Here is a 26,572-nt window from a genome sequence, read left to right on the forward strand (position 1 = left end):
ATCGTTCATCGAAGTGCTCCGTCCCCGTTGAGTGACCCCCACCCGCCGGACAACCCGTGGAGCTAGGGCGCGGGGCGGGGTGCAGACTCCATGTTTCGCCGTTCACGCGGGTTCATCACCCGTCCGTCGCGGTTTCGCTTCAACTGGCCCCGCTGGGCTAGCGTGGTCAACCATGCGTCTCGTCATTGCCCGCTGCTCCGTCGACTATGCCGGTCGGCTCTCCGCCCACCTGCCCTCCGCGACCCGCCTGATCCTGGTCAAGGCGGACGGGAGCGTCAGCATCCACGCCGACGACCGGGCCTACAAGCCCCTCAACTGGATGTCGCCCCCCTGCTCCCTGAAGCAGGACGGCGACGTCTGGACGGTGACCAACAAGGCCGGCGAGAAGCTGATCATCACCCTGGAGGAGGTGCAGCACGACTCCTCGCACGAGCTCGGCGTGGACCCCGGCCTGGTGAAGGACGGCGTCGAGGCGCACCTCCAGGAGCTGCTGGCCGACCGCATGGAGGTGCTCGGCACCGGCTGGACCCTGATCCGGCGTGAGTACCCCACCGCCATCGGCCCGGTGGACATCCTCGGCCGGGACGCCGACGGCGCCACCGTCGCCGTCGAGATCAAGCGCCGCGGCGAGATCGACGGCGTCGAGCAGCTGACCAGGTACCTGGAGCTGCTCAACCGCGACCCGCTGCTCGCCCCGGTGAAGGGCGTCTTCGCCGCCCAGGAGATCAAGCCGCAGGCCCGGGTGCTGGCCACCGACCGCGGCATCGGCTGCGTGGTGCTCGACTACGACGAGCTGCGCGGCATCGACGACGACAAGCTCAAGCTCTTCTAGGACGCCGAGGGCGACCCCGGCGCCGTGCTGGTATCGGTCGGGGTCGGCGTCGGGGTCGGGGTGGGCGTCGGCGTCGGGGTGGGCGTCGGGGTCGGAGCCGGCGGGGTGGTGGCCGGCCTGGTGGTCGGGGCCTGGGTCGTCGGCTGCGGTTGGCTCGGCTGCTGAGTGGTCGGCGTCGAGGACTTGCTCGGGCTCGAACTCGGCTTGCGGGTACCGCTCTTGGACGGGCTCGCGGACGGGCTCGGGCTCTCCGACTCGCTCGGCGAGGGGGCTGCCGAGGTGTCCGTCGGACTCGGCGTGGGCGTGGTGCCCGGGGCGATGCTGACGTCACCGGTGTAGACGCCCTCGTCCAGCACCCCGTTGTGGCCGCCCCGGCCGGGCTCGTCCGACCGCGCCAGGCTCAGGCCCACCGCCGTCCCCAGCACGCCGACCGCGAGCACCGCCGCCCCGGCCGCCACCGCGGCACGGCGGCGGCCGCCGCGGAGGATCTTCTTGCGGAACCGCAGCGGCACCTGGGCGGCGATCGCCCGCATCACGGGCCGCCGCCCCCCGCCGGGACGCCCCGCGCCCTCGATCGCCCGACCGGACCCGGCCCGCAGCAGCGCCAGCATCCGGCGCCCGGCGGCGGTGCCCCGGGCCTCCTCCACCGAGGCCCGCAGCGAGAGCGCCGCCTCCAGCTCCCCGATGGCCGGACCGGTCACCCCGGTGCAGGCCGCCAGCACGCCCAACTCCTGGTGGAACCAGGCCTCTTCGGTCGGCGAACCGAGTTCGCGGGCCGCCTCCAGGCCGATCTCCAGCACCTGCTCCCAGGCGCCCCAGCGCAGCGAGAGCGCGAAGGCCGGCGCCGCCGCACGGGCCAGCCGGAGCACCTCCTCCGGCCGCCCGGCCGCCCGGTCGGCCAGCAGCGCGCCGACCACCACCTCGGCCTCGGCGGCCAGTTGGGCCGGGCTGACCGAGCTGTGCCCCACCCACCAGGAGAAGTGCCGGGCCGCCCCGAAGGCCACCTCGCCCGGCTCCCACTGCTCCGCCAGGGTCTCCAACACCCCGTCGGTGAGCCGGTGGTGGCCCCCGATCGAGACCGCCAGACCGCACTCGGTCAGCTCCTGCAGGGCGCTCTCCCCCAGGCCCACGTCGATCAGCGCGGGCAGGTGCGGGGCGGTCGGGCACTCCCCTCCGAGCGCCACCGCCAGCAGCAGCACCGCCCGGGCCGCCTCGCTCAGCCCGGCCGTCAGCCGCAGCGTCGGCGCCGCGGATTCGGCCACCGAGGGCAGCGGCACCGAACGGCGCAGCTCCCCCTCCAGCTCGGCCGGGTCCTCCGGCCGGGCGACCTCCTTGACCAGGCCGAACACCCGCCCCCGGTCCTCGTGTTCGGCGACCAGGGTGTCCACCTCGGCGTCCCGCTGGCGCAGCAGCGCGGCCGCCTGCACGAAGCGCAGCGGCAGCCCCTCGGACTCGAACCAGAGGTCGATCGCCCAGGCCCGCTCGTGCTCGTCCAGCGGGCGGCCCGCCAGCCGGCTCACCAGGTTCAGACAGGCGGGGCGGGACAGACCGCCCACCAGGTGGTCCAGCAGCCTTGAGCCGGGCGGCAGTTGGGGGCTGCCGGGGGCGACCGAGACCAGGAACGCGCAGTCCGGCGCGGCGGCCAGCAGCTCCTCCAGCTCGGGACCGCTCGGCTCGACGTCGTCGATCACCACCACGGCGCCCAACGGGGCCAGCAGGTCGCGCAGTTGGTCCTGGTCGGGGCGGAACGGGGCCGACCGGTGGGTGGCCGCGTACAGGTCCTGGAGCAGATCGGACGAGGTCCGGCGGTGCCCGGTCAGGCGCACCACCCCGTCCGGCGCCAGCTCGCCGGCGGCGTCCGCCACCGCACCCAGCAGCGCGGTCCGGCCGGAGCCGCCCTGGCCCACCAGCCGTACCGAACGGCCCTCCGCGAGCAGGCCCAGCAGCTGCGCCACATCGGCCTCGCGGTCCAGCAGCGGCTGGTCCGCGGCGGCGCTCCCCAGGGCGAGCGGCCCCACCGCTGCGGCGGTCGGCCGGTGGCTGTCCGCCACCACCCGCCGCGGCTGCGGCCGCCACTCCGGCGGGCACGGCCGGAACTCCGACCCGTCCGCCCCGCCCACCACCAGCAGCCAGTCACCGGTGACCAGCTCACCGCTCCGCTGGCGCGGCGCCTCCTGCCGGACGTCACCGGATGGCTGGTTCACGATCTCGCTCCGCCCCGTCTAGGCCGACTGTCTGACCGGAGACTCTCGCACACCCGTCTCCGAGGCCTCTACCCGGGGCAGCGGATACGCCGCCGGGGCGCGAAGAACGTACGTGGTTCCACCGGGGGCGCGGGGAACTGCGCGAGTGCGGAAGGCGGACCAGTGTGAGATCGGGGCACGTCAGCCAGTTGCAGGCGTTGCCGTTCCCCTGCGCGCAGTTCCTCGCGCCCCTGCGGGGCGCACCCCGGTGCGTCAGAGGACGACGGGCAGCGTGGTGCCGTAGGGGTCGGGGACGGTGCCCTCGACGGCGAGGATGCGGTGGAGGCGGGTGGCGACCAGGAGGCGCTGCAGCTGGGCCGGGACGGCACGCAGCACCAGGCGCCGCCCGAGGCGCCCCGCCCTGCGGTGGGTGCCCATGATGACGCCGAGGCCGGTGGCGTCCCAGGACTCCAGGCCGGCGAGGTCGAGGACCAGGTCGCCGTGCCCGCCGTCGACCGCCTGGTGCAGGCGGGCGCGGGCGTCGGCGGCGCTGCGGACGTCGAGGCGGCCCTGGATGGCCAGGCGCCGGTGGTCGCCGGTGATGTGCACGCTCTCCTCCTCCGCGGTCGCCCGAGCGGTCAGGACAATCGGAATGCCGTCTCCCCCTCACCCATCTGACGGCGGATCAGCCGTTCAGGTTGCTGGTCCGCGCCGGTTCCGGGCCAACTTCACCCGTCCGATGGAATAGAGGGAATATACGCAGTCGAGCCCCACACCCACGCTCGATTCCCACCCAAATCACCCGTGCGCGGCGGGGTCGTGAGCAAGCTCACCCACTCCCCCGCCGCCCGGGGCTCACTTCTGGTAGTCGTAGAAGCCCTGGCCGCTCTTGCGGCCGAGGTCCCCCGCGGTGACCATGCGGGCCATGATCTCCGGCGCCGCGAACTTCTCGTCCTGGGTCTCGGCGTAGATGTTGCGCGCCGCGTGCAGCAGGATGTCCACGCCGGTCAGGTCGGCGGTCTGCAGCGGGCCCATCGGGTGGCCGAAGCCGAGGCGGCAGGCGGTGTCGATGTCCTCGGCGCTGGCCACGCCCGTCTCGTACAGCTTGGCCGCCTCGACCACCAGGGCGGTGATCAGACGGGTGGTCACGAAGCCGGCCACGTCGCGGTTGACCACCACGACCTCCTTGCCGACGCCCTCGGCGAAGGCGCGGGCCCGGGCCAGCGTCTCGTCGCTGGTCTTGTAGCCGCGGACCAGCTCGACCAGCTTCATCAGCGGCACCGGCGAGAAGAAGTGCACGCCGACCACGGACTCGGGGCGGTCGGTGGCGGCGGCGATCCGGGTGATCGGGATGGCCGAGGTGTTCGAGGCGAGCACGGCGCCGTCCTTGGCGAGCTTGTCCAGCTCGCGGAACACGCCTTCCTTGACGTCGAGTTGCTCGAAGACCGCCTCGACCACGATGTCGGCCTCGGAGACCGCGCCGAGGTCGGTGGTGGTGGTGATCCGGCCGAGCGCGGCCTCCGCCTCGTCGGCGGTCAGCCTGCCCTTGGAGACGAACTTCTCGTACGAGGCGCGGATGCCGTCCAGGCCGCGCTGCAGCGCGGCGTCGGTCACGTCGCGCAGCACCACCTGGTGCCCCGCCTGGGCCGAGACCTGCGCGATGCCCGCGCCCATCAGACCCGCGCCGATGACGGCGATCCGCTGGTCCGCTACGTTGCTCATGGCTACCCCTAAGCTCCTGAAGGCGGCTCGGGGCAGGGATCACCCACCGGAGCCGCGCCGCTCACGCGCCGGACTCTAGTGCCCACGGGGCCCGTGTGGTGCGATTGCGCAGTGTGATGCTGCTGACGTGCCCACGGTGGGTCCGACCTGCGCGCCTACTCCGGCACCATCCCCAAGTCCTGCGCCAGGATGGCGGCCTGCACCCGGCTGCGCAGCTCCAGCTTGGCCAGGATCCGGCTCACGTGCGTCTTCGTGGTCGCCTCGGCCATCTCCAGCCGCCCGGCGATCTCCCCGTTGGAGAGCCCGGCGCCCAGGCAGGCCAGCACCTCCCGCTCCCGGGGTGTGAGCGCCGCCACGGCCTCCCGGGCCCGGGGCTGGTCGGGCCGCCCGGGCCGGGCGAAGGTGGCGATCAGACGGCGCGTCACCGAGGGGGCGAGCATCCCGTCGCCGCGGGCCACCGTGTGCACGCCCTCGATCAGCGCGTCCGCCTCCAGGTCCTTGAGCAGGAAGCCGGCCGCCCCGGCCCGCAGCGCGCCGTAGACGTACTCGTCCAGGTCGAAGGTGGTCAGCACCAGCACCCGCGCGGCATCGGCCGCCACCACCCGGCGGGTGGCCGCGACCCCGTCCAGGCGCGGCATCTGAACGTCCATCAGCACCACGTCCGGCCGCAGCTCCAGCGCCAGCCGGACGGCCTCCTCGCCGTCCGCCGCCTCCCCGACCACCTCGATCCCCGGGTCGGTCCGCAGGATCATCACCAGCGCCGCCCGGACGGCCGCCTGGTCCTCCGCCACCAACACCCGCACCACGTCCGTCACGCCCGTCCCCCGGTCCTCGCACCCGTCCCCGGCTCGCGCGGCAGCACCGCGCGCACCACCCAGCTCCGCTCCACCGGCTCCGCCACGAAGCTGCCGCCGAGCAGCCCGGCCCGCTCGGCCATCCCGACCAGCCCGGCCCGGGCCCCGGGCAGCCCCCGGCCCTCGCCGGCCCGGTACGGGCTCTCCACCCGGATCTCCAACTCCTCGGCCCCGTGGGCCAGCAGGACCTCCACCTCACCCGGCGCGGCGTGCTTGAGCGCGTTGGTGAGCGCCTCCTGGACGATCCGGTAGGCGGCGAGCTCGACCGGGGCCGGCAGCTCGCCGCGCTCGCCCCGCTCGGTCAGCCGGAACCCCAGCCCCGCGGCCCGGCCGCTCTCGGCGGCCTTGGCGACCAGGCTGTCCACCGCCTCCAACCGGGGCGCGGCGTGGCTCTCCTCGGCGTCCCCGGCGCGCAGCAGGCCGATCATCCGGCGCATCTCGGTGAGGCCCTGCACGCTGTTCTCCCGGATCACCGCCATCGCGGCCAGCAGCGGGTCCTCGGGGTCGCGTTCCTGACGGCGTGCCAGGGCCTGGGCGCCGGTGGCGTGGATGGCGATCGCGGAGAGGTGGTTGGCCACCACGTCGTGCAGCTCGCGGGCCATCCGGGCCCGCTCCGCGACCACCGCCTCGCGCCGGTCCAGCTCCGCCAGCAGCGCGGTCTGCTCGGCCCGCAGCCGCTCCGTCTCGGCCCGGTCCCGGTGCTTGCGCACCAGGTCCGCCGTCCACACCGGCCCGAGGAACACCAGCACGCAGACCACCACCGCGAGCAGCGCCTGCGCCACCGAGGTGGTGTACAGCCCGGCCAGCGAGCCCAGCACCACCGTGGTGGCCATCCCGGTCAGGTGCAGCACCTTGGACATCCGGGGCGAGCCGTAGAGCACCGCCGCGTAGAGCAGGTCGGTGTACATCACCAGCGAGGCGGCCAGCGAGCCGGCCCAGACCACGACGCCGATCAGCAGCCCGCCGAGGCTGACCGTCCAGACCGGATGGGTCCGGCGGAACAGCTCCAGCACCGCCAGGGCCACCAGCGGCAGCAGCACCGCCCAGACCGGCAGCGTGGCGGAGCGGTCGTACGCGCCGAAGGCGATCAGCACCAGCCCGCCGAGCAGGCTGCCCAGCGCGATGGCCCGGTCCTCCTGCCGCGGGGTGAGGTCGAGGTTGAGCACCGCCCCATCTCACCATCCCGCCCCGGCCCGCACCGACCCGCCGTACGGAGGAGCCCCGTACATCGAAAGGTGCACCCCGGTCTCCGCGCAGCCGACGATGACCGGCCGCCCGGCCCCCTGGGAGGCTGGCTGCCAGGGAGGTACACCGTGATCGTCACACTGATCGTCGCCGGCGAGGTCGGGTTCTGGGTCCTGCTCGCCCTCGCCCTGGCCGCCCGCTACCTGCTGAGGTGGCGGACCGTCAGCACCGCGCTGCTGCTGGGCCTGCCGCTGATCGACCTGGTGATCCTGGCGCTCACCCTGGTCGACCTGCGCGGCGGCACCACCGCGAGCTGGACCCACGGCCTGGCCGCGAGCTACGTCGGCTTCTCGATCGCCTTCGGCCACATGATGGTGACCTGGGCCGACGGTCACTTCCAGCACCGCTTCGCCGGCGGACCGCGGCCCCCGAAGCCGCCGAAGTACGGCGCCGCGAGGGCCGCGCACGAGTGGGGGATCTTCGCCCGCACCGCGATCGCCGCCGTCATCACCGTCGGCCTGATCGCCGGCGTGACCTGGCTGGTCGGCGACGCCGAGCGGACCCGGGCGCTGAACGCCTGGTACCAGCGGATGGGCCTGGTCACCGGCATCAACCTGGTGATCGCCGCCAGCTACACCATCTGGCCCAAGCAGGAGAAGAAGGAGAAGTCCCCCGGCCTGCTCTGACCGGCCGTCAGCGGTTCTCGCCCGGCACCCAGAGCACGTCGCCGCGCTCCTTGTTGGCCGCCCGGGCCAGGATGAAGAGCAGGTCGGAGAGGCGGTTGAGGTACTTCGCGGTGAGCGGGTTGACGCTGTCCCCGTGCTCCTCGATCGCCGCCCAGGTGGCCCGCTCGGCCCGCCGCACCACGGTGCAGGCCAGGTGCAGGTGGGCGGCGCCGGGGGTGCCGCCCGGGAGGATGAAGCTGCGCAGCTTCTCCAGCTGCTCCAGGTAGTGGTCGCAGTCCCCCTCCAGCCGGTCGATGTAGGACTGGAGCACCCGCAGCGGCGGGTACTTCGGGTCCTCCACCACCGGGGTGGCCAGGTCCGCGCCGACGTCGAAGAGGTCGTTCTGAACCCGCGTCAGGACCGCCGCCACGTCCTCGGGGAGCTGCCCGACGGCCAGCGCCACCCCGATGGTGGCGTTGGCCTCGTTGGCGTCCGCGTAGGCGACCAGCCGGGGGTCCGTCTTGGTGGTGCGGCTCATGTCGCCGAGCGCGGTGGTGCCGTCGTCACCGGTCCGGGTGTAGATGCGCGTGAGGTTGACCATGCGCCGCAGCCTAGTACCCGGCCGCCGGGTCAGCCCCGGAACTCGTTGACGCAGATCAGGTTGCCCTCACTGTCCTTGCAGTAGGCCGAGGCTCCGCCGGGCCACTCGATCACGCCGTCGACGGTCTTGTAGTCCGGCAGGTCGTACTCCTCGAACACCACGCCGCGGGACCGGAGTTCGGCCATCTCCGCGCGCAGGTCCGGCACCTCGAAGGCCACCTGGGTGTGCCCGCCGCGGTCGGCGATCGAGGTCGGGAACAGCAGGATCGAGCTGCCGGCCACCTCGTAGATCGCGCCGCCCTCGATCTCCTTCGCCGGGGTCATCCCCAGCTTCTCCTGGTACCAGCTCTTGGCCCGGTCCAGGTCCACCACCGGGAGGGTGGTGGAGACGTTCCCCTGGGTCAACATGGTCGGCTCCCTTCCCGAAGAGCCCCCCTTCACCCAGTGTGGTCCCGTCAGGCGACGTTGACCCGCTGGCCGGGAGGCGCCGCCTCCAGCCAGGCCAGGAAGCCGGTCAGGGCGTCGTCGCTCATCGCGAGCTCCAGCGGGGCACCGTTGTGCAGGCAGCGCAGCACCACCGAACCGGAGAGCAGCGCCAGCTCCTCCTGGCCCTCCGGGTAGCGCCGGCCCAGCACCTCGATCTCGCGGCGCGGCAGCACCCGGCGCGGGCGCGGCGCGTAGGAGAAGACCCGGAACCACTCGATCGAGTCACCGCTGTAGCGGCCGATACCAAAAACCCACCCCTTGCCGTCGGTCACGGGGACCGGGGCCGAGGTGGGCTGGCCGTTCTCGTCGAGATCGGGCTGCGTGGAGGCGTCCGCGGGCATTTTGAGGCGGTAACTGCAGTCGAACGTTCCGCCTACTCGCTGGATCACCCGGCGGCGGACCGCGAAGGCCACCAATCCGAGCACACAGAGCGCCACGACCGCCGCGCACACCAGAAGGGCGAGGACCATGCTCACCGACCTCCTCGCTACCCGCATCCCCGTTTGCCGGTCGTATCAACGACCCGGCACTGACCTACCAACTGATACGACAGTCCCGGGGTCACGCTCTCGCGTCCCCGGGACCGTCGGTCGTACGTACTGCTGGAACTCAGGCGGCCTTGCGGCGGCCGGCCGCGACGAGGCGGACCTCGGCGCGACGCTCGGCGTGCGCGTCGAGCTCGCTCTTCGCGGTCTCCAGCGCGCGCTCGGCGCGGGCGACGTCGATCTCGTCCGCGAGCTCGGCGATCTCCGCCAACAGCGACAGCTTGTTGTCGGCGAAGGAGATGAAGCCGCCGTGCACGGCCGCGATGACGGTGCCGCCATCGGTGGTGCGGATGGTGACCGGGCCACTCTCCAGCACGCTCAGCACCGGGGTGTGACCCGGCATGATGCCGGTGTCACCGGAGGCCGTACGGGCGACGACGATGGTGGCCGCACCGGACCACACCTTGCGGTCGGCTGCGACCAGCTCGACGTGCAGCTCAGCCAACGTGGGCTCCTAGGCTCTTGCAACCACCGGATGACCCGGCGATTGCGGTAAGAATAACGGGCCCGCGGCCCCGGCAGGAAACCAAGGACACGGAGATGACCGGGATCACAGCGGAACTCCGGTCACACGGCGGGCTCTGAGCCGTGAGGGGCGGCCCCCAGGGACGGGGACCACCCCTCACGGTCAGTCAGCCATCAGGCCGGGCTGGTTACTTCTTGGCCAGCTCGGCGGCGTTGCGCTCGAGGTCCTCGATGCCACCGCACATGAAGAAGGCCTGCTCCGGGACGGAGTCGTACTTGCCGTCCGCGATGCGGTTGAAGGCCTCGATGGTCTCCGACAGCGGGACGGTCGAGCCCTCGACACCGGTGAACTGCTTCGCCACGTAGGTGTTCTGCGAGAGGAAGCGCTCGATCCGACGCGCGCGGTGCACGGTGATCTTGTCGTCCTCGGACAGCTCGTCGATGCCGAGGATCGCGATGATGTCCTGGAGGTCCTTGTACTTCTGCAGGATCCCCTTGATGCGGATCGCCGTGTCGTAGTGGTCCTGCGCGATGTAGCGCGGGTCCAGGATGCGGGACGTGGAGTCCAGCGGGTCGACGGCGGGGTAGATGCCCTTCTCCGAGATCGGACGGGACAGAACCGTCGTCGCGTCGAGGTGGGCGAAGGTGGTGGCCGGGGCCGGGTCGGTCAGGTCGTCCGCGGGGACGTAGATCGCCTGCATCGAGGTGATCGAGTGACCGCGGGTCGAGGTGATGCGCTCCTGGAGGAGGCCCATCTCGTCGGCCAGGTTCGGCTGGTAGCCCACCGCGGAGGGCATGCGGCCGAGCAGGGTCGACACCTCGGAACCGGCCTGGGTGAACCGGAAGATGTTGTCGATGAACAGGAGCACGTCCTGCTGCTCGACGTCACGGAAGTACTCCGCCATGGTCAGCGCGGAGAGCGCGACCCGCAGACGGGTGCCCGGCGGCTCGTCCATCTGGCCGAAGACCAGCGCGGTCTTGTCCAGAACGCCCGAGTCGACCATCTCGTGGATGAGGTCGTTGCCCTCACGGGTGCGCTCGCCGACACCGGCGAACACCGACACACCACCGAAGTTCTCGGCGACGCGGTAGATCATCTCCTGGATCAGAACGGTCTTGCCGACACCGGCACCACCGAACAGACCGATCTTGCCACCCTGGACGTACGGGGTGAGCAGGTCGATGACCTTGATGCCGGTCTCGAACATCTCGGTCTTCGACTCGAGGTCCGCGAAGTTCGGCGCCTTACGGTGGATCGGCCACTTGACCTCGACCTGGGCCTCGAACTCGGCCGCGTCGACGTTCAGGACCTCACCGAGGGCGTTGAAGACCTTGCCCTTGGTGATCTGGCCGACCGGGACGGAGATCGCCGAACCGGTGTCGGAGACCTGCGCGCCACGGACCAGGCCGTCGGTCGGCTGCATCGAGATGCCGCGGACCAGGCCGTCGCCGAGGTGCTGCGCGACCTCGAGGGTCAGCACCTTCTTGCCCGAGCCGTCGGGGTTGTCCACCTCGACCTTGAGGGCGTTGTACATGTCCGGAATCGCGTCGACGGGGAACTCCACGTCGACGACCGGGCCGATGACCCGCGCGACGCGGCCCGTCGCCGTGGTCGGCTCAACAGTGGTGGTCATTCTCATTCGCTCCCGCGGCTAGCGTCGGCGAGGGCGTTGGCACCGCCGACGATCTCGCTGATTTCCTGGGTGATCTCGGCCTGACGGGCCGAGTTGGCAAGCCGCGTGAGCGACTTGATGAGCTCTCCCGCGTTGTCGGTCGCGGACTTCATCGCGCGCCGGCGAGCGGCGTGCTCCGAAGCGGCCGACTGCAGCAGCGCGTTGTAGATCCGGCTCTCGACGTACCGCGGCAGCAGGGCGTCGAGGACGCCCTCGGCCGACGGCTCGAAGTCGTACAGCGGGAAGATCTCGGCCTTGGCCGGCTTCTCCGTGCTGAGCTTGACCTCGTCGAGCTTCAGCGGCAGGAGACGCGCGTCCTGGGCGGTCTGCGTCAGCATCGACTCGAACTTCGTCGACACCAGGTGCAGCTCGTCCACGCCACCGACCTCGGCCGTGAAGGCCGCGATCAGGTCGGCGGAGACCGCCTTGGCGTCACCGTAGGTCGGCTTGTCCGAGAAGCCCGTCCACGACCCCGCGACCTCAAGGTTGCGGAAGTTGTAGTACGAGACGCCCTTGCGGCCGACGATGTACGTCGCGACGTCCTTGCCCTCGGCCTTGAGCCGCGCGGTGAGCGCGACGCCGGCCTTGATGGCGTTGGTCGAGTAGCCACCGGCCAGACCGCGGTCCGCGGTGATCACCAGGACGGCGGCGCGGGTGGCGCCGGCCTTCTCGGTGGTCAGCGGGTGCTTGGCGTTGGACCGGGTGGCCACCGCCGTCACCGCCCGGGTGAGCTCATCGGCGTACGGAGTGGAGGCGGCCACCGCGCGCTGCGCCTTGACGATGCGCGACGCGGAGATCATCTCCATCGCCTTGGTGATCTTCTTCGTCGCGGTGACAGAGCGGATCCGGCGCTTGTAGACCCGAAGCTGTGCTCCCATGGGTCGTTACGTCCTTTCCCTCGCTACCGGACTCAGGCCTGCTCGCCGAGCAGCTTGCCGTCGGCGGTGGTGAAGCCCTGCTTGAACGACGCGATCGACTCGGTCAGCGCGTCGATGGTGCCGTCCTCGAGCTTCGAGGTCTCGACGATGCCCGCCAGCAGCTCCTTCTTGGAGGTGCGCAGGTAGTCGAGGAACTCGCGCTCGAAGCGGCGGATGTCGGCGACCGGGACGTCGTCCAGCTTGCCGGTGGTGCCGGCCCAGATGGAGACGACCTGCTCCTCGACCGGGAACGGCTGGTACTGGCCCTGCTTCAGCAGCTCGACCATGCGGGCACCGCGCTCCAGCTGCGCCTTGGAGGCCGGGTCCAGGTCGGAACCGAAGGCGGCGAACGCCTCCAGCTCGCGGTACTGGGCCAGGTCCAGGCGGAGGCGGCCGGCGACCGACTTCATGGCCTTGATCTGGGCGGAGCCACCGACGCGGGAGACCGAGATGCCGACGTTCACGGCCGGGCGGATGCCGGCGTTGAACAGGTCGGACTCCAGGAAGCACTGGCCGTCGGTGATGGAGATGACGTTGGTCGGGATGTACGCCGAGACGTCGTTGGCCTTGGTCTCGATGATCGGCAGACCGGTCATCGAGCCGGCGCCCAGCTCGTCGGAGAGCTTGGCGCAACGCTCCAGCAGGCGCGAGTGCAGGTAGAAGACGTCACCCGGGTAGGCCTCGCGGCCCGGCGGACGACGGAGCAGCAGCGACACGGAGCGGTACGCCTCGGCCTGCTTCGACAGGTCGTCGAAGATGATGAGGACGTGCTTGCCGTCGTACATCCACTCCTGGCCGATGGCCGAACCGGTGTACGGGGCGAGGTACTTGAAGCCGGCCGGGTCGGAGGCGGGAGCAGCCACGATGGTGGTGTACTCCAGCGCGCCGGCCTCCTCCAGGGCGCCGCGGACGGACGCGATGGTCGAGCCCTTCTGGCCGACGGCGACGTAGATGCAGCGGACCTGCTTCTTCGGGTCGCCCGACTTCCAGTTGTCGCGCTGGTTGATGATCGTGTCGATCGCCACCGCGGTCTTGCCGGTCTGGCGGTCGCCGATGATCAGCTGACGCTGGCCGCGGCCGATCGGGGTCATCGCGTCGATGGCCTTGATGCCGGTCTGCATCGGCTCGTGCACCGACTTGCGGACCATGACGCCGGGGGCCTGCAGCTCCAGGGCACGACGGCCGGTGGAGGCGACGTCGCCCAGACCGTCGATCGGGTTGCCCAGCGGGTCCACGACGCGGCCGAGGTAGCCGTCACCGACCGGAACGGAGAGGACCTCGCCGGTGCGGTGCACCGTCTGGCCCTCCTCGATGCCGCTGAACTCACCGAGGACGACGACGCCGATCTCGCGCGCCTCGAGGTTCAGCGCGAGGCCGAGGGTGCCGTCCTCGAACTTCAGCAGCTCGTTGGCCATGACCGAGGGCAGACCCTCGACCTTGGCAATACCGTCCATGGCCTCGGTGACCGTGCCGACCTCTTCACGCGAGGCGGCGTCCGGCTGGTACGACTGGACAAAGCCGGCCAGCGCGTCCCGGATCTCCTCCGGACGGATCGTAAGCTCCGCCATCAGGCTTCCCTGCTCTCCTAGTTTGCGATCCTCGGCCCGCCATTGAGGGCCGCAAGTATTCGACTCTCGGCCGGGTCGTGCGAACCGGCCGTACGTTTTGCCGGCTCCTGCGGAACCGGTTCCCGACCGAGGGTCGGATGGTGCTGGTGCGTCAGCCTTCGAGGGCCTGGCGAGCGCCTTCGAGGCGGCTCGACACGGTGCCGTCGATGATCTCGTCACCGATCTGCACCTTCACACCGCCCTGGACCGTGGGGTCCACGTCGATGTTCAGGTGCACCTGGCGGCCGTAGAGCCGACCCAGCGAGTTCGCCAGGCGGTCCTTCTGACCGTCCGTCAGCGGAACGGCGGTGGTGACCAGGGCCACCACACGGTCCCGCCGGGCGGCGGCGAGCTTCGAGTAGGACTCGAGGCCCTGCTCCAGGCTACGTCCGCGCGGGTTGGTGACCAGGGCGGTGACCAGACGGGCGGTGCCCGCGTTGGCCCGGCCGCCGAGCAGCTTCTTGATCAGCTCCGCCTTGGCGGCGGCGCCGGCCTTCGGCTCGGTCAGGGCGCTGCGCAGCTCGTGCGAGCCGCTGACGATCCGTCCGAAGCGGAACAGCTCGTCCTCGACGTCGTCCAGCTGGCCGGCCTTGTCGGCCGCGATGACCTCGGCGTAGGCGCCGAGCTCCTCGACCGCGTCGACCAGGTCGCGGCCGCCGGACCAGCGGGACCGGACCAGGCCGGACAGCAGGTCGACGGTCTCGCCGGACACCTGGCCGCCGAGCAGCGTGGTGACGAACTGAGCCTTGTCCTGGCCGTCCCGCGAGGGGTCGGTCAGCACCCGGCGCAGCGAGACCTCGCGGTCCAGCAGCGCCGTCACGGCGGTGAGCTCCTCGGCCAGCTTGGCCGCGTCCACCGAGGTGGCGTCGGTCAGGCTCTCGAGGTTCTTCCGGCCGGCGGCCAGGGCCTCACGGCTGGCGCCGATCACTTGGACGCACCCTGGGCCGCAGAGGCCTTGGCCTCCAGGTCGTCCAGGAAGCGGTCGATCACGCCGCTCTGCCGGGCGGAGTCCTCGAGGGACTCGCCGACGATGCGGGAGGCGAGCTGCGCGGCGAGCGAGCCGACGTCCTGACGCAGGACCGCGGTGGCCTGCTTCTTGTCGGCGTCGATCTGCGCGTGACCGGCGGCGACGATGGCCTCGCGCTGACGCTGGCCCTCCTCGCGCATCTCGGCGATCAGGGCGGCGCCCTGCTCACGAGCCTGCTCGGTGATGCGAGCCGCCTCGTGACGCGCCTCGGAGAGCTCGGCGCGGTACTGCTCAAGCAGGGCCTGGGCCTCGGCCTGAGCAGCGTCCGCGCGCTCCATGCCGCCCTCGATCGCGTCCCGGCGGTCCGCCAGCACCTTCTCGATGCTGGGCAGGAGCTTCTTGCCGAGGATGCCGAAGACGATGAAGAAGCAGAGCAGGCCGATGACGATCTCGGGCCACGCGGGGAGAAGGGGGTTCATCTTCTCCTCCTCCGCGAGGAGGAGAGCCACGGAGGCGCTCATATCTGAACCTTTCGTCAAAAAGGGCTACGGCCAGTAATTACGAAGAATTACTTGGTGCCGAAGACGAACGGCATGACGATGCCGATGAGGGCGAGCGCCTCGGTCAGCGCGAAGCCGATGAACATGTTGGAACGGATCAGGCCGGCAGCCTCGGGCTGACGGGCCATGGCCTGGACACCGTTGCCGAAGATCAGACCAACGCCGATGCCGGGGCCGATCGCGGCGAGGCCGTAACCGACGGAGGCGATGGAACCGGAGAGCTCAGCGAGCTGTGCCATTTCAGCTGTCCTTTTCGGGGTGTGAACCGGCGGTGGTTGGCCACCGGCAGTACTGGGGGGGTCGGGCTGGGTACTACAGCGGACTCAGTGCGCCTCTTCGAGGGCACCGGCGATGTAGCTGCTGGCGAGCATCACGAAGATGTACGCCTGCAGGAACTGGACCAGCAGCTCGAAGGCGGTCAGGGCGATGGTCACCACGAAGGAGACCGACCCGTAGAGCGCGCCGAGGCTCGGGCTGAGCAGGTACCAGGAAGCGATGGAGAACATCACGATCAGCAGGTGGCCCGCGAACATGTTCGCGAAGGCTCGGACCGCGAGCGTGAAGGGGCGCACGAAGATGTTGGAGAAGAACTCGATCGGCACCAGGATGAACATGACCCAGCCCGGGATGCCCGACGGCCAGCAGAGGTTCTTCAGGCCGCCGACGAAGCCGTGCTGCTTGAAGGTCAGGAACATGTAGGTGAACCAGACCACGGCGGCAAGGCCGGCCGGGAACGCGATCGCCGCCATCACAGGGAACTGTGCGAACGGGATGATCGACATGATGTTCATGATCCAGATGAAGAAGAACATCGAGACCAGCATCGGGACGAACTTCTCGCCCTTCTTGCCGATCGTCTCCAGCACGATGGACCGCTTGACGAAGTCGTAGCCGATCTCGCCGACGAGCTGCATCTTGCCCGGGAGGAGCTTGGGCTTGGCGAAGGCCGCCCAGAAGAAGGCGATGACCAGGAAGGCGCAGAAGAAGGCCAGCAGCATCGGCTTGTTGAACTCGATGCTCCCGATCGTGAAGATCGGCTTGAACTGGAACTCGTTCAGGCCCGGAGCGGGGAATCCGCAGCCAAGGTCATCAAAGTGGCAGCTGCCCCCAGAGGCGAGCAACGTGAGTTCAGCACTCACCACGGACTCCTTCGTCATGACGCATGGTTACGGCAACCTCGGTGTGTCGGCGCGGCCTTCGGCCACGGTGCGGCACTGGAACTTGATGGGTCTCTCGCCGACCCAGCGCGGACTCGTCCGGAACCGCGGGATCGTTGAAGACTGTCTGAGTCCGGGGGGCGATCCGTCCGCTGGGCGGAGGGACCAGGCCGCTTCCCGTACTCGTTCGTCGCGACGGACGATAGCAGTCCGTCAGGACGGCATAAACACCGCCCCCCTCGTGCGAGGGACAGGCAGGCCGGCTCACGGCTTGTCGTCCTTCTTCGCCGAGGAGTTGGTCTCCACGTAGTAGAGCTTGGCCTTCATCCCGGCGCGGACCTGGAAGCCTGTCCAGATCAGAACGCAGCCGAGCAGCGTGAAGGCGAACGCCTTGGTGTCGAAGAGCGTCGTGTTCTTGAACACCGCGAGCACGATGCCGACCAGCAGGATCTGCGTGGTGTACACCAGCAGCGCGCCGGCCATCAGCATGTGCGGGTTGTTCCTGGTCAACCGGTCCAGCGCGACCTGGCCGAAGGCGAAGAACCCCAGCACCAGCAGGGTCGCGAATAGGGCACCGATCAACCCCTTGCTGCCCACCACCACCGTGGAGATCACGGTGGCGACGGCCCCGGCGACCGCAGTGGGGATTGCGGCGCCGCGGAGGGGGATCCGGGCGTCGTGGGACGGCATGTCGGCAACTCCGGCGGCATGTCGAGAACGGGGGACGGCGCTTGGGACGCGGTGTGGGACCGTACCGAGAACGTCCAGCCGCTGACCTGGCCGCCCGACGGCGAGCCCGTCGAGGAAGCCTGACCAGGGACGGAAGTCCTCCACCTGTCAGGTCTTTCGGCGCGTACTCGGTACTCGTGAACGGTATCACAAACTATTTGATTAGAGCTTTACCATGCGGGTGTGGTACCTGTCACACCAAGGGAGCAACGGTGCCGCCGTACGGGTGACGGCAGTTGACGCCCCGTCAGGGAACGCGTCGTCAGCCCTGCCCGCCGTGACGGGCCCCGCCGACCGCGGTGGCACCGGTGCCGAGCCGGCCCAGCAGCTCCTCGTCCTCCGCGGACAGCGCCACCTCGGCCGAAACCTCCGTGACCTGCGGCTCGGGCGCCTTCCGGTACCGGGGCGGCACGAAGGCCTGCACCGCACGCGGGGCCCGCGGCCGGAAGCGCGGCATCAGCAGCACGACGATGCCGAGCAGGCAGAGCCCCGCCATCCCGAGCACCAGGGCACGCCCGCGGCCGGGGACGGAGAAGGCGACGGTGCCGAAGGCGATCAGGGCGGCCCAGAAGTACATGATCAGCACGGCCCGGCTGTGCGAGTGGCCGACCAGCAGCAGCCGGTGGTGCAGGTGCTGCTTGTCCGCCGCGAACGGCGACTTGCCCGCCCAGGTGCGGCGGACCACCGCGAGCAGCAGGTCGGCCAGCGGCAGCGCGATCACGGTCAGCGGCAGCAGCAGCGGGATGTAGATCGGCACCAGCTCGTGCACGGTGGCGGTCTGCGAACCGGTCTGGGCGGTGATCAGGTCGGGGTCGACGCGGCCGGTGATGGAGATGGCGGCCACCGCCAGCATCAGGCCGAGCATCATCGAGCCGGAGTCGCCCATGAAGATCCGGGCCGGGTGCAGGTTGTGCGGCAGGAAGCCCAGGCACATCCCGATCAGCACCGCGCTGAACAGCACCGCGGGGGCGGCGTCGTTGATGCCGTAGCCGTACCAGAGCCGGTACGAGTAGAGGAAGAACGCCATCGCGGCGATGCAGACCATGCCGGCCGCCAGGCCGTCCAGGCCGTCGATGAAGTTCACCGCGTTCACCATGACCACCACCAGGGTGACCGAGATGATCATGCCCATGGTGGGGGTGACCGCCACCGGGCCGATGCCCGGCACCGGGATCGAGATCACCGTGACGCCCTGCCAGACCATCACGCCGGCCGCGATCATCTGACCGCCGAGCTTCACCAGGGCGTCCACGCCCCACTTGTCGTCCAGCACGCCGAGCAGCCACATGATGCCCGCCCCGGCGAGCAGCGCCCGGATGTCCGCCGCCTGGATGAACAGGCCGCTCAGCTTGGTGAGTTGGGAGGCCACCAGCAGGCCCGCGCAGAGCCCGCCGAACATCGCGATGCCACCGAGGCGGGGGGTCGGCTCGCGGTGCACGTCGCGCGCCCGGACCGGCGGCATGGCGCCGGCCAGGATGGCGAACTTCCGCACCGGGCCGGTCAGCAGGTAGGTGACGGCCGCGGTGACGAACAGCACCAGCAGATACTCACGCACCACTGGCCTCCGGTGTGACGGTCTGACGGTCGGATACCGAAGGTACCCCCGTGGCTGCCCGGGTTTCGAGGTGCGTCGTCGTCACGGAGCACACCTTATTGAGTCGGACGCGCCGCGTGTGCACCGCGGTTCGCCTTACCGGGTGCCCGATCCGGGAAACAGCCCCGGATCGCCCTGGATCCGGCGCCCCGTCAGCTCCGCGCGAGCTCCCCGGCGATGGCCCGCACCCGCGCCCCGACCGCCGGATCGGGGCCCGCCGTGAGCAGCCGCCCGATGAGTCCGCCCAGCTCGGCCATGGTCTCGACGGCCATCCCCTGGGCCGCCGCGGCGCCGGTGCCGAGCCGGATGCCGGAGCCGACCGCGGCGGGCGCCGGGTCGTACGGGAGTGCGCACTTGCCGAGCACCAGTCCGGCGGCCGCGCAGCGGCGCTCGGCCTCCAGGCCGGTCAGGCCGAGCGGACCGACGTCGGCGGTCACCAGGTGGGTGTCGGTCCCGCCGGTCAGCGGGGCGGCCCCCGCCAGGCCCAGCTCCCGGGCCAAGGAGCGCGCACCGTCCACCGCACGCCGCAGGTACACCCCGAACTCCGGCGTGTCCGCCTGCGCGAACGCCACCGCCTTGGCCGCCACCTCGTTCATCGCCGCCCCGCCCTGGCTGAACGGGAAGACCGCCCGGTCCACCCGCTCGGCCAGCTCCTCCCCGCACAGCAGCAGCCCGCCGCGCGGCCCGCGCAGCAGCTTGTGGGTGGCCGCCACGGTGACGTCCGCGTACGGCACCGGCGAGGGCGCCAGGCCGGCCGCCACCAGACCGGTGATCTGGGAGACGTTGGCGATCAGGTAGGCGTCCACCTCGTCGGCGATCTCCCGGAAGGCCCGCCAGTCCAGGTGCCGGGGGTAGGAGATGCCACCGGCGATGATCGCCTTGGGACGGTGCAGCCGGGCCAGTTCGCGCACCTGCTCGTAGTCCACCAGGTGGTCCTGCTCGTGGACGCCGTAGCCGATGAAGTCGAACCAGCGGCCGGAGAAGTTCGCCTTGGAGCCGCAGCTCAGGTGCCCGCCGTGCTCCAGCGACATCGCCAGCACCACGTCACCGGGCCGCAGCAGCGCCGCGTACGAGGCCAGCACCGCCGAAGTGCCGGACCGGGGCTGGACGTTGGCGTGCTCGGCGCCGAACAGCCGCTTGGCCCGGTCCACCGCGAGCAGCTCGGCGGCGTCCGCCAGCGAGCAGCCGGCGTGGTGGCGGCGGCCCGGGTAGCCCTCGGCGTACTTGTCCACCAGCGGCCCGGACAGCGCCGCCAGCACCGCCCGGCTGGTCAGGTTCTCCCCCGCCAGGAGCTGGATCGTCTCGGCCCTGCGCCCGGCCTCGGCGGCCAGCAGGTCGGCCATCTGAGGGTCCGCCAGCCGCAGCGCGGCGGGCGCCTCCCAGGAGAGCTGCACATCGGAGGTGACGGTCATGGGGTGCTCCCGGGCGGCGGCGCGGTGGGGCGGCACCACCAGCGTAGGACGGGCCGCACCCGACGGCCCGTCAACGCACCCAACCGGGCCTCGCCCGGCCGGGGGACGCCCGCGGCGGCCGCAGCGTCAGCGGGCCACGCCGGTCAGCGCCGTCACCACCGGGTCGAGGGCGTCGAATATCTCCTCGCCGCAGTTGCGGAACATCCCGATCGGCGCGCCGTACGGGTCGTCCACCTCGTCCGACTCCGGGGAGGAGGCCAGCAGCCAGCCGCGCAGCGCGGCGGCCGAGCGCACCAGCGCCCGGGCCCGCTCGGTGGCCTGGGCACCGCTGCGCGGGTCCGGCAGGGTGGACGGGTCGATCCGCCGCACCAGCCGGGTGAACTCCTTGATGGTGAAGGTGCGCAGGCCCGCCGCGTGCCCCATCGAGATCACCTGGGCGCGGTGGTCCAGGGTGGCGGTGAGCACCAGGTCCGCGTCGATCACGTGCTCGTCGAGCAGCTCGCGCCCGGCGAAGTTGTCCGAGGCCACCCCGTACTCACCGAGCACGGTGGCCGCGTGCGCCTCCATCGGCGCGCCCTCGTGCCCCCACGTCCCGGCGCTCTCCACCACGAACCGGCCGGCCGCCACCGCGGCCAGCCGGGCGTCCAGCTCGTGCCGGGTCAGCCGCTCGGCGATCGGCGAGCGGCAGACGTTGCCGGTGCAGACGAAGAGGATGCGGAAGGTGTCCAGCGGCCGGGGCGCGACGGTGACGTAGCCGGGCCCGGGCAGCGCACCGCCGGGTATGGCGGCGTCGGCCCCGTACAGCGAGGCCGCTGTCAACTGCCGGCCTCCAGGTCGGGGACGACCTCCCTCAGCTGCTCGGCGCTGATCGCGCCGGCCCGCAGCAGGACCGGGACCTTGCCCGTGACGTCGACGATGCTGGACGCCTGGCCGAAGTCGGCGTTGCCGCCGTCCAGGTAGACGGCGACCGAGTCGCCGAGCTGGTTGTAGGCGTCGTCGCAGGTGGACGGCGAGGGGCCGCCGGTCTTGTTGGCGCTGGAGACGGCCATCGGGCCGACGTTGTTCAGCAGCTCCAGCGCGACGGGGTGCAGCGGCATCCGGACGGCCACCGTGCCCCGGGTGTCGCCCAGGTCCCAGCGCAGCGAGGGCTGGTGCTTGGCGACCAGGGTCAGCCCGCCCGGCCAGAACGCGTCGACCAGCTCCCAGGCCTGCTCGGAGAAGTCGGTGACCAGCCCGTGCAGCGTGGTCGGCGAGCCGACCAGCACCGGGGAGGGCATGTTCCGGCCGCGGCCCTTGGCGTCCAGCAGGTGCGAGACCGCCTCCGGGCTGAAGGCGTCCGCGCCGATGCCGTAGAGCGTGTCGGTCGGCAGCACCACCAGCTCGCCCCGGCGGACCGCCGAAGCGGCCTCGCGCAGCCCGGTCTCGCGGTCGGCTGCGTCTGCGCAGTCGTAGCGGCGGCTCATCGGTGCGGTCCCCTCTCGGAAAGCTGACAGGTCGTCAAAAGCGGCGTCACAGCGAGGCCTTGCGGGCCGTGGTGCTGTGCTCGATGGTCACAACGACGCCCTTCGGGCGGTTGTGCTGTGCCCGACCGTCACAACGACGCCCTTCGGGCGGTCGTGAAGCGCGGCCGGTTGTTCAGGTCCCGGTGGTCGGCGGCGTCGGTCCAGCCGCTCTCCTCGCGGAACACCCACGGCACCTGGCCGCCCTGGGTGTCGGCGTGCTCGATGACCACCACTCCCCCGGGCCGCAGCAGGCGGGCGGCCACCCGCTCGATGCCGCGGATCGCGTCCAGGCCGTCCTCGCCGGAGAACAGCGCCATCTGCGGGTCGTGGTCGCGGGCCTCGGGTGCGACGTACTCCCACTCGGTGAGCGGGATGTACGGCGGGTTGGAGATCACCAGGTCGAAGCGGCCGTCCCAGGAGCGGTCGTCCTCGAAGGCGCGGGTGGCGTCGCCCTGGTGCAGCACCACGCGGGCCCGGTCGGAGCTGGCCTCGACGTTGCGCCGGGTGTAGGCGAGCGCGCCCTCGTCCAGCTCGAAGGCGTGCACGGTGGAGCGCGGCAGCTCCTGCGCCAGGGCGAGCGCGATGGCGCCGGAGCCGGTGCACAGGTCGACCACCAGCGGCTCGGCCACGTCCATGTCGCGGACGGCGTCTATGGCCCACTCGACCACGGTCTCGGTCTCCGGCCGGGGCACGAACACCCCGGGGCCGACCTCCAGCTCCAGGTAGCGGAAGAACGCCCGCCCGGTGATGTGCTGGAGCGGCTCGCGCGCCTCACGGCGCGAGACGGCCTCCCAGTACCGGGCGTCGAAGTCGCCGTCCTTCACCGTGTGCAGCTGGCTGCGCTTGACGTTGTGGACGTGGGCGGCGAGCTCCTCCGCGTCGAAGCGCGGCGACGGCACCCCGGCCGCGGCCAACCGCTGGGTGGCCTGGGCCACCTCGGCGAGCAGCAGGTTCATCCGTCCACACCCCTCGGGTCAGTTCTCCTGCGCGGCGGCCAGCTTGGCCGCCGCGTCGGCGTCCACGCAGGACTGGATCACCGCGTTGAGCTCGCCGTCCAGCACCTGGTCCAGGTTGTACGACTTGAAGCCGGTGCGGTGGTCCGAGATGCGGTTCTCCGGGAAGTTGTACGTCCGGATGCGCTCCGAGCGGTCCACCGTGCGGACCTGGCTGCGCCGGGCGTCCGAGGCCTCCTGCTCGGCCGCCTCCTGCGCGGCGGCGAGCAGCCGCGAACGCAGGATGCGCATGGCCTGCTCCTTGTTCTGCAGCTGGCTCTTCTCGTTCTGGCAGGACGCCACGATACCGGTCGGCAGGTGGGTGATCCGGACCGCCGAGTCGGTGGTGTTGACGGACTGCCCGCCCGGGCCGGAGGAGCGGTAGACGTCGATCCGCAGGTCGTTGGCGTGGACTTCCACCTCGACCTCCTCGGCCTCCGGGGTGACCAGCACGCCCGCCGCCGAGGTGTGGATGCGGCCCTGCGACTCGGTGGCCGGGACGCGCTGCACCCGGTGCACGCCGCCCTCGTACTTGAGCCGGGCCCAGACGCCCTGGCCGGGCTCGGCGTTCCCCTTGGTCTTCACGGCGACCGAGACGTCCTTGTAGCCGCCGAGGTCGGACTCGTTGGCGTCGATGATCTCGGTCTTCCAGCCGACCCGCTCGGCGAACCGCAGGTACATCCGGAGCAGGTCCCCGGCGAACAGCGCGGACTCCTCGCCGCCCTCGCCGGCCTTGACCTCCAGGATGACGTCCTTGTCGTCATTGGGGTCGCGCGGCACCAGCAGCAGCCGCAGCTCCTCCGTCAGCTCCCCCTGGCGAACCTCGGACGCCTTCACCTCGGCGATGAAGTCCGAGTCCTCGGCGGCCAGTTCACGGGCCGCGACGATGTCCTCGCCGGCCTGCCTCCAGGCCAGGTACGTCCGGGTGATCGGGGTCAGCTCGGCGTACCGCTTGGCCAGCTTGCGGGCGTTGGCCTGGTCGGCGTGGACGGCGGGGTCGGCCAGCCTCGCCTCGAGGCCGGCGTGCTCGACGAGGAGCTCTTCGACTGCCTCGAACATCGGGTGGGCCTACTTCCGGGTGGTGGGGGGATGCTGCGAGAAGGGGAGGGACGCGAACGGCGCCGGTCCGGACGCACCCCCGAAGGGGCACGACCGGAACCGGCGCCGTACGGACGCTAGTCGTCCTGCTTGACCGAGAGCTTCTTGCCGAAGCGGGCCTCGAAGCGGGCGACACGGCCACCGGTGTCCAGGATCTTCTGCTTGCCGGTGTAGAACGGGTGGCACGCGGAGCAGACCTCGGCGCGAATGACGCCGGACGTCTCGGTCGAACGAGTGGTGAACTCGTTGCCACAGGTGCAGGTGACGTGCGTGACCACGTACTCGGGGTGAACGTTGGGCTTCAAGGGGATCTCCTAGTGATCGGGAGGGCACCGGGTCGGCGGCTGACAGCCGCACGTGAACCGGGACCGACGGACCAGTCTGCCAGGACTGGGCGCATCTTCCCAAACCGGGTTGCACCCCCGGGTATTCCGGCTCCGCCGGGAAGGCCTCAGCGCTTGGCCCGGGAGGCCTTGGGGGTCGCGGACGGGGTGGCCTGGGCCGGGTTGGCGGGCTGCTCGGCCAGGACCGACGCGGGCACCGGCTGGTCGTTCTTCAGCGCCGTCCAGAGCTGGGCGGCCCGGGGCTCGGCCGGGATCACCCGGTTCGGGTCGCTGGGGGCGGTGACGACCGGCAGGGTGACCATGCTCAGCTCGTCCGGGCCGATGCCCTTGAGGCTCTCGGCCAGGCCCGTCAGCGCGCTCACCGAGGCCAGGTCGGAGTCGGTGGTGACGGACTTGGTGAGCTTGTCCGCCACCGAGAACAGCTTGGCCGGGTTGGTGGTCAGCCCCAGGCTCTTGGTCTGGGCGAGGATCGACTTCACCATCTGCTTCTGCAGCTCGATCCGGCCCAGGTCACTGCCGTCGCCGACCCCGTGCCGGGTGCGGACGAAGGCCAGCGCCTGCTCGCCGCCCAGGTGGTGGGCACCGGCCTCCAGGTGCAGGCCGCTGTCCTTGTCGTCGATCGGCACCGTGGTGGTCACGTCCACCCCGCCGATCGCGTCGATCAGGCCCGCGAAGCCGGCGAAGTCGATCTCGACGTAGTGGTCCATCCGCAGCCCGGTGAGCTGCTCGGTGGTCTTCACCGCGCAGGCCGGGCCGCCCGCCTCGAAGGCGGAGTTGAACATCGCGCTCTTCGCGGCGGGGACGGTCTTGCCGTCCTTGGCGGTGCAGGCGGGGCGGGACACCAGGGTGTCCCTGGGTATCGAGACCACCTGCCCGGCGGTGTGGTCCTGGTTGACGTGCACCACCATCGCGGTGTCGGAACGGGCGGTGCCGTCCGTGTTCCCGCCCGCGAGGTTCCCGTTGGCGCCGCCCCGGGAGTCGGAGCCCAGCACCAGGACGTTGAAGGAGCCGTCGGTCGAGGCGGGCGGGCGGGAGGCGCCCAGCTGGGCGTTGATGTCGACGCCCTTGATGTTCCCGTTCAGCTTCCAGTACGCGTACCCGGCGGCGCCGCCGCCCAGCACCAGCAGCCCCGCGACGCTGCACACCACGGTCCGTCGTAGTCGGACCTTGCGGGAGACGACCCTGCGTCGGTGCTCGGCCATATCGCCTCTCGTCCTCACTCTCAGGGGGGCTCTGGTCGGTATGACCTCAATCCGAGCATAAGCGAACCGAATACCGATAAGTCCCTTTCTTAGAACTGCCTGAGAAGACGCGAGGACCCCGGGTCGCGGTTGCGTCCCGGGGTCCTCGGAGTGCGGATCGTCAGTCGCCGGAGCCCGGCGTGCTCTTGGCGATCTGCATCAGGAACTCGGCGTTGCTCTTGGTCTGCTTGAGCTTGTCCAGCAGCAGCTCCATGGCCTGCTGCGAGTCGAGCGCGTGCAGCACGCGGCGGAGCTTCCAGGTGATCGCGAGCTCCTCGCTGCCCAGCAGGATCTCGTCCTTGCGGGTGCTGGAGGCGTCCACGTCCACGGCCGGGAAGATGCGCTTGTCCGAGAGCTTGCGGTCGAGCCGGAGCTCCATGTTGCCGGTGCCCTTGAACTCCTCGAAGACGACCTCGTCGGCGCGCGAGCCGGTCTCCACCAGGGCGGTGGCGAGGATGGTCAGCGAGCCGCCGTTCTCGATGTTGCGCGCGGCGCCGAAGAACTTCTTCGGCGGGTAGAGCGCGGTCGAGTCGACACCACCGGACAGGATGCGGCCGGAGGCCGGCGCCGCCAGGTTGTAGGCGCGGCCGAGGCGGGTGATCGAGTCCAGCAGGATGACCACGTCGTGGCCCAGCTCGACCAGGCGCTTGGCGCGCTCGATGGCCAGCTCGGCGACGACGGTGTGGTCCTCGGCCGGGCGGTCGAAGGTCGAGGAGATGACCTCGCCCTTGACCGACCGCTGCATGTCGGTGACCTCTTCCGGACGCTCGTCGACCAGGACGACCATCAGGTGGCACTCGGGGTTGTTGGTGGTGATCGCGTTGGCGATCGACTGCATGATCATCGTCTTGCCGGTCTTCGGCGGGGCGACGATCAGACCGCGCTGGCCCTTGCCGATGGGCGAGACCAGGTCGATGATCCGGGTGGTCAGGATGCCCGGGTCGGTCTCCAGCCGCAGGCGCTCCTGCGGGTAGAGCGGGGTCAGCTTGCCGAACTCCGGGCGGTTGCGCGCCTGGTCCGGGTCGGTGCCGTTGACGGAGTCCAGCCGCACCATGGCGTTGAACTTCTCGCGGCGCTCGCCGTCGCGCGGCTGGCGCACCGCACCGGTGATGGCGTCACCCTTGCGCAGGCCGTTCTTGCGGACCTGGGCGATCACGTTGCGGATCTGACGGGTCTTCCCCTCGCGGATCAGGTTGCGGATCGCCGGGGTGGCGACCAGGACCTCGAAGGCGGCCGCCCGGC

General features: G+C 71.0%; 28 protein-coding genes. 2 read left to right on the top strand and 26 right to left on the bottom strand.

Annotated features, from left to right (window positions below; genetic code table 11):
- Window positions 1–172 precede the first annotated feature (172 nt).
- Window positions 173–832, top strand: a complete 660-nt coding sequence (gene nucS / locus ACWEPF_RS12960) for an endonuclease NucS (protein WP_345290126.1) — start codon at window positions 173–175, stop codon at window positions 830–832.
- Here nucS and ACWEPF_RS12965 read toward each other — a convergent pair.
- From ACWEPF_RS12965 to ACWEPF_RS12985, 5 genes are all read right to left on the bottom strand, one after another.
- Window positions 829–3,036, bottom strand: a complete 2,208-nt coding sequence (locus tag ACWEPF_RS12965) for an ATP-binding protein (protein ID WP_452172593.1) — start codon at window positions 3,034–3,036, stop codon at window positions 829–831. The two genes, nucS and ACWEPF_RS12965, sit on opposite strands and share 4 nt — an antisense overlap.
- 252 nt (window positions 3,037–3,288) lie before the next feature.
- Complete coding sequence (locus ACWEPF_RS12970; protein WP_345290124.1) at window positions 3,289–3,624, bottom strand: STAS domain-containing protein; 336 nt, start codon at window positions 3,622–3,624, stop codon at window positions 3,289–3,291.
- 246 nt (window positions 3,625–3,870) lie between these two features.
- Entirely contained in the window at window positions 3,871–4,737 is an 867-nt protein-coding gene (locus ACWEPF_RS12975) for a 3-hydroxyacyl-CoA dehydrogenase family protein (RefSeq protein ID WP_452172594.1), read from the bottom strand.
- A 155-nt stretch (window positions 4,738–4,892) separates the two neighbouring features.
- A complete protein-coding gene (locus ACWEPF_RS12980) occupies window positions 4,893–5,543 on the bottom strand; it encodes a response regulator transcription factor (protein ID WP_345290251.1) in 651 nt (216 codons plus the stop codon).
- 5 nt (window positions 5,544–5,548) lie between these two features.
- The gene (locus tag ACWEPF_RS12985) at window positions 5,549–6,757 is read right to left on the bottom strand and encodes a sensor histidine kinase (protein ID WP_345290122.1); all 1,209 of its coding nucleotides are present in this window, start codon (window positions 6,755–6,757) and stop codon (window positions 5,549–5,551) included.
- Window positions 6,758–6,904: 147 nt separating this feature from the next.
- Here ACWEPF_RS12985 and ACWEPF_RS12990 point away from each other — a divergent pair, with 147 nt between their 5' ends.
- Complete coding sequence (locus ACWEPF_RS12990) at window positions 6,905–7,462, top strand: hypothetical protein (protein WP_345290120.1); 558 nt, start codon at window positions 6,905–6,907, stop codon at window positions 7,460–7,462.
- A 7-nt stretch (window positions 7,463–7,469) separates the two neighbouring features.
- Here the strand turns inward: ACWEPF_RS12990 and ACWEPF_RS12995 are convergent, their stop codons facing one another.
- The 21 genes from ACWEPF_RS12995 to rho form a co-directional block, all read right to left on the bottom strand.
- The gene (locus tag ACWEPF_RS12995; RefSeq protein WP_345290119.1) at window positions 7,470–8,042 is read right to left on the bottom strand and encodes a cob(I)yrinic acid a,c-diamide adenosyltransferase; all 573 of its coding nucleotides are present in this window, start codon (window positions 8,040–8,042) and stop codon (window positions 7,470–7,472) included.
- 29 nt (window positions 8,043–8,071) lie between these two features.
- Window positions 8,072–8,449, bottom strand: a complete 378-nt coding sequence (locus ACWEPF_RS13000) for a VOC family protein (RefSeq protein WP_345290117.1) — start codon at window positions 8,447–8,449, stop codon at window positions 8,072–8,074.
- A 47-nt stretch (window positions 8,450–8,496) separates the two neighbouring features.
- On the bottom strand, window positions 8,497–8,997 hold the full coding sequence (locus ACWEPF_RS13005) for a DUF2550 domain-containing protein (RefSeq protein ID WP_345290116.1): 501 nt from the start codon (window positions 8,995–8,997) through the stop codon (window positions 8,497–8,499).
- Between the two features lie 139 nt (window positions 8,998–9,136).
- Window positions 9,137–9,517 carry a F0F1 ATP synthase subunit epsilon gene (locus tag ACWEPF_RS13010; protein WP_104818316.1) on the bottom strand — a complete coding sequence of 127 codons (381 nt, stop codon included), beginning with the start codon at window positions 9,515–9,517 and terminating at the stop codon, window positions 9,137–9,139.
- A 208-nt stretch (window positions 9,518–9,725) separates the two neighbouring features.
- Window positions 9,726–11,171 carry a F0F1 ATP synthase subunit beta gene (gene atpD, locus ACWEPF_RS13015; protein ID WP_345290114.1) on the bottom strand — a complete coding sequence of 482 codons (1,446 nt, stop codon included), beginning with the start codon at window positions 11,169–11,171 and terminating at the stop codon, window positions 9,726–9,728.
- A gap of 2 nt (window positions 11,172–11,173) precedes the next feature.
- The gene (locus ACWEPF_RS13020; protein WP_345290113.1) at window positions 11,174–12,088 is read right to left on the bottom strand and encodes a F0F1 ATP synthase subunit gamma; all 915 of its coding nucleotides are present in this window, start codon (window positions 12,086–12,088) and stop codon (window positions 11,174–11,176) included.
- A 32-nt stretch (window positions 12,089–12,120) separates the two neighbouring features.
- On the bottom strand, window positions 12,121–13,695 hold the full coding sequence (atpA, locus tag ACWEPF_RS13025; protein ID WP_345290111.1) for a F0F1 ATP synthase subunit alpha: 1,575 nt from the start codon (window positions 13,693–13,695) through the stop codon (window positions 12,121–12,123).
- Window positions 13,696–13,846: 151 nt separating this feature from the next.
- Window positions 13,847–14,662: a F0F1 ATP synthase subunit delta gene (locus ACWEPF_RS13030; protein ID WP_452172595.1), complete on the bottom strand. Its 816-nt coding sequence runs from the start codon at window positions 14,660–14,662 to the stop codon at window positions 13,847–13,849.
- The gene (locus ACWEPF_RS13035; protein ID WP_452172596.1) at window positions 14,659–15,222 is read right to left on the bottom strand and encodes a F0F1 ATP synthase subunit B; all 564 of its coding nucleotides are present in this window, start codon (window positions 15,220–15,222) and stop codon (window positions 14,659–14,661) included. The genes ACWEPF_RS13030 and ACWEPF_RS13035 overlap by 4 nt, the downstream gene beginning before the upstream one ends.
- A 47-nt stretch (window positions 15,223–15,269) precedes the next feature.
- Entirely contained in the window at window positions 15,270–15,500 is a 231-nt protein-coding gene (atpE, locus tag ACWEPF_RS13040; protein ID WP_452172597.1) for an ATP synthase F0 subunit C, read from the bottom strand.
- An 84-nt stretch (window positions 15,501–15,584) separates the two neighbouring features.
- Window positions 15,585–16,418 carry a F0F1 ATP synthase subunit A gene (gene atpB / locus ACWEPF_RS13045; RefSeq protein ID WP_452172598.1) on the bottom strand — a complete coding sequence of 278 codons (834 nt, stop codon included), beginning with the start codon at window positions 16,416–16,418 and terminating at the stop codon, window positions 15,585–15,587.
- 264 nt (window positions 16,419–16,682) lie between these two features.
- Window positions 16,683–17,108, bottom strand: coding sequence for a hypothetical protein (locus ACWEPF_RS13050; RefSeq protein WP_452172599.1), 426 nt, complete (start codon window positions 17,106–17,108; stop codon window positions 16,683–16,685).
- Between the two features lie 301 nt (window positions 17,109–17,409).
- Window positions 17,410–18,702 (bottom strand): MraY family glycosyltransferase, encoded by a 1,293-nt coding sequence (locus tag ACWEPF_RS13055; RefSeq protein WP_345290104.1) that lies wholly within the window; start codon window positions 18,700–18,702, stop codon window positions 17,410–17,412.
- Window positions 18,703–18,893: 191 nt separating this feature from the next.
- Window positions 18,894–20,153: a serine hydroxymethyltransferase gene (locus tag ACWEPF_RS13060; RefSeq protein WP_452172600.1), complete on the bottom strand. Its 1,260-nt coding sequence runs from the start codon at window positions 20,151–20,153 to the stop codon at window positions 18,894–18,896.
- Window positions 20,154–20,279: 126 nt separating this feature from the next.
- The gene (locus tag ACWEPF_RS13065; RefSeq protein WP_345290250.1) at window positions 20,280–20,921 is read right to left on the bottom strand and encodes an arsenate reductase/protein-tyrosine-phosphatase family protein; all 642 of its coding nucleotides are present in this window, start codon (window positions 20,919–20,921) and stop codon (window positions 20,280–20,282) included.
- 47 nt (window positions 20,922–20,968) lie between these two features.
- Window positions 20,969–21,616: an L-threonylcarbamoyladenylate synthase gene (locus tag ACWEPF_RS13070; protein ID WP_345290101.1), complete on the bottom strand. Its 648-nt coding sequence runs from the start codon at window positions 21,614–21,616 to the stop codon at window positions 20,969–20,971.
- A 128-nt stretch (window positions 21,617–21,744) separates the two neighbouring features.
- Window positions 21,745–22,611: a peptide chain release factor N(5)-glutamine methyltransferase gene (gene prmC / locus ACWEPF_RS13075; protein ID WP_345290100.1), complete on the bottom strand. Its 867-nt coding sequence runs from the start codon at window positions 22,609–22,611 to the stop codon at window positions 21,745–21,747.
- Between the two features lie 18 nt (window positions 22,612–22,629).
- Window positions 22,630–23,706, bottom strand: a complete 1,077-nt coding sequence (gene prfA / locus ACWEPF_RS13080; RefSeq protein WP_452172601.1) for a peptide chain release factor 1 — start codon at window positions 23,704–23,706, stop codon at window positions 22,630–22,632.
- A gap of 116 nt (window positions 23,707–23,822) precedes the next feature.
- On the bottom strand, window positions 23,823–24,050 hold the full coding sequence (gene rpmE / locus ACWEPF_RS13085) for a 50S ribosomal protein L31 (protein WP_345290098.1): 228 nt from the start codon (window positions 24,048–24,050) through the stop codon (window positions 23,823–23,825).
- A gap of 146 nt (window positions 24,051–24,196) precedes the next feature.
- On the bottom strand, window positions 24,197–25,291 hold the full coding sequence (locus tag ACWEPF_RS13090) for an LCP family protein (protein WP_345290096.1): 1,095 nt from the start codon (window positions 25,289–25,291) through the stop codon (window positions 24,197–24,199).
- A 160-nt stretch (window positions 25,292–25,451) separates the two neighbouring features.
- Window positions 25,452–26,572 (bottom strand): transcription termination factor Rho (rho, locus tag ACWEPF_RS13095; RefSeq protein WP_452172602.1); only part of this gene is annotated, 1,121 nt, incomplete at its 5' end.

This window comes from Kitasatospora sp. NPDC004289, assembly GCF_053602875.1.

What these genes read in the sequence shown, in the direction of transcription:
- ACWEPF_RS13090 (WP_345290096.1), bottom strand. Translation starts at nt 25,291, where the DNA reads ATGGCCGAGCACCGACGCAGGGTCGTCTCCCGCAAGGTCCGACTACGA.
- ACWEPF_RS13050 (WP_452172599.1), bottom strand. Translation starts at nt 17,108, where the DNA reads ATGCCGTCCCACGACGCCCGGATCCCCCTCCGCGGCGCCGCAATCCCC.
- ACWEPF_RS12995 (WP_345290119.1), bottom strand. Translation starts at nt 8,042, where the DNA reads ATGGTCAACCTCACGCGCATCTACACCCGGACCGGTGACGACGGCACC.
- nucS (WP_345290126.1), top strand. Translation starts at nt 173, where the DNA reads ATGCGTCTCGTCATTGCCCGCTGCTCCGTCGACTATGCCGGTCGGCTC.
- prfA (WP_452172601.1), bottom strand. Translation starts at nt 23,706, where the DNA reads ATGTTCGAGGCAGTCGAAGAGCTCCTCGTCGAGCACGCCGGCCTCGAG.
- atpA (WP_345290111.1), bottom strand. Translation starts at nt 13,695, where the DNA reads ATGGCGGAGCTTACGATCCGTCCGGAGGAGATCCGGGACGCGCTGGCC.
- atpD (WP_345290114.1), bottom strand. Translation starts at nt 11,171, where the DNA reads ATGACCACCACTGTTGAGCCGACCACGGCGACGGGCCGCGTCGCGCGG.
- ACWEPF_RS13000 (WP_345290117.1), bottom strand. Translation starts at nt 8,449, where the DNA reads ATGTTGACCCAGGGGAACGTCTCCACCACCCTCCCGGTGGTGGACCTG.
- ACWEPF_RS13020 (WP_345290113.1), bottom strand. Translation starts at nt 12,088, where the DNA reads ATGGGAGCACAGCTTCGGGTCTACAAGCGCCGGATCCGCTCTGTCACC.
- ACWEPF_RS13005 (WP_345290116.1), bottom strand. Translation starts at nt 8,997, where the DNA reads ATGGTCCTCGCCCTTCTGGTGTGCGCGGCGGTCGTGGCGCTCTGTGTG.
- prmC (WP_345290100.1), bottom strand. Translation starts at nt 22,611, where the DNA reads ATGAACCTGCTGCTCGCCGAGGTGGCCCAGGCCACCCAGCGGTTGGCC.
- ACWEPF_RS13070 (WP_345290101.1), bottom strand. Translation starts at nt 21,616, where the DNA reads ATGAGCCGCCGCTACGACTGCGCAGACGCAGCCGACCGCGAGACCGGG.
- ACWEPF_RS13035 (WP_452172596.1), bottom strand. Translation starts at nt 15,222, where the DNA reads ATGAGCGCCTCCGTGGCTCTCCTCCTCGCGGAGGAGGAGAAGATGAAC.
- ACWEPF_RS12975 (WP_452172594.1), bottom strand. Translation starts at nt 4,737, where the DNA reads ATGAGCAACGTAGCGGACCAGCGGATCGCCGTCATCGGCGCGGGTCTG.
- ACWEPF_RS13060 (WP_452172600.1), bottom strand. Translation starts at nt 20,153, where the DNA reads ATGACCGTCACCTCCGATGTGCAGCTCTCCTGGGAGGCGCCCGCCGCG.
- atpE (WP_452172597.1), bottom strand. Translation starts at nt 15,500, where the DNA reads ATGGCACAGCTCGCTGAGCTCTCCGGTTCCATCGCCTCCGTCGGTTAC.
- atpB (WP_452172598.1), bottom strand. Translation starts at nt 16,418, where the DNA reads ATGACGAAGGAGTCCGTGGTGAGTGCTGAACTCACGTTGCTCGCCTCT.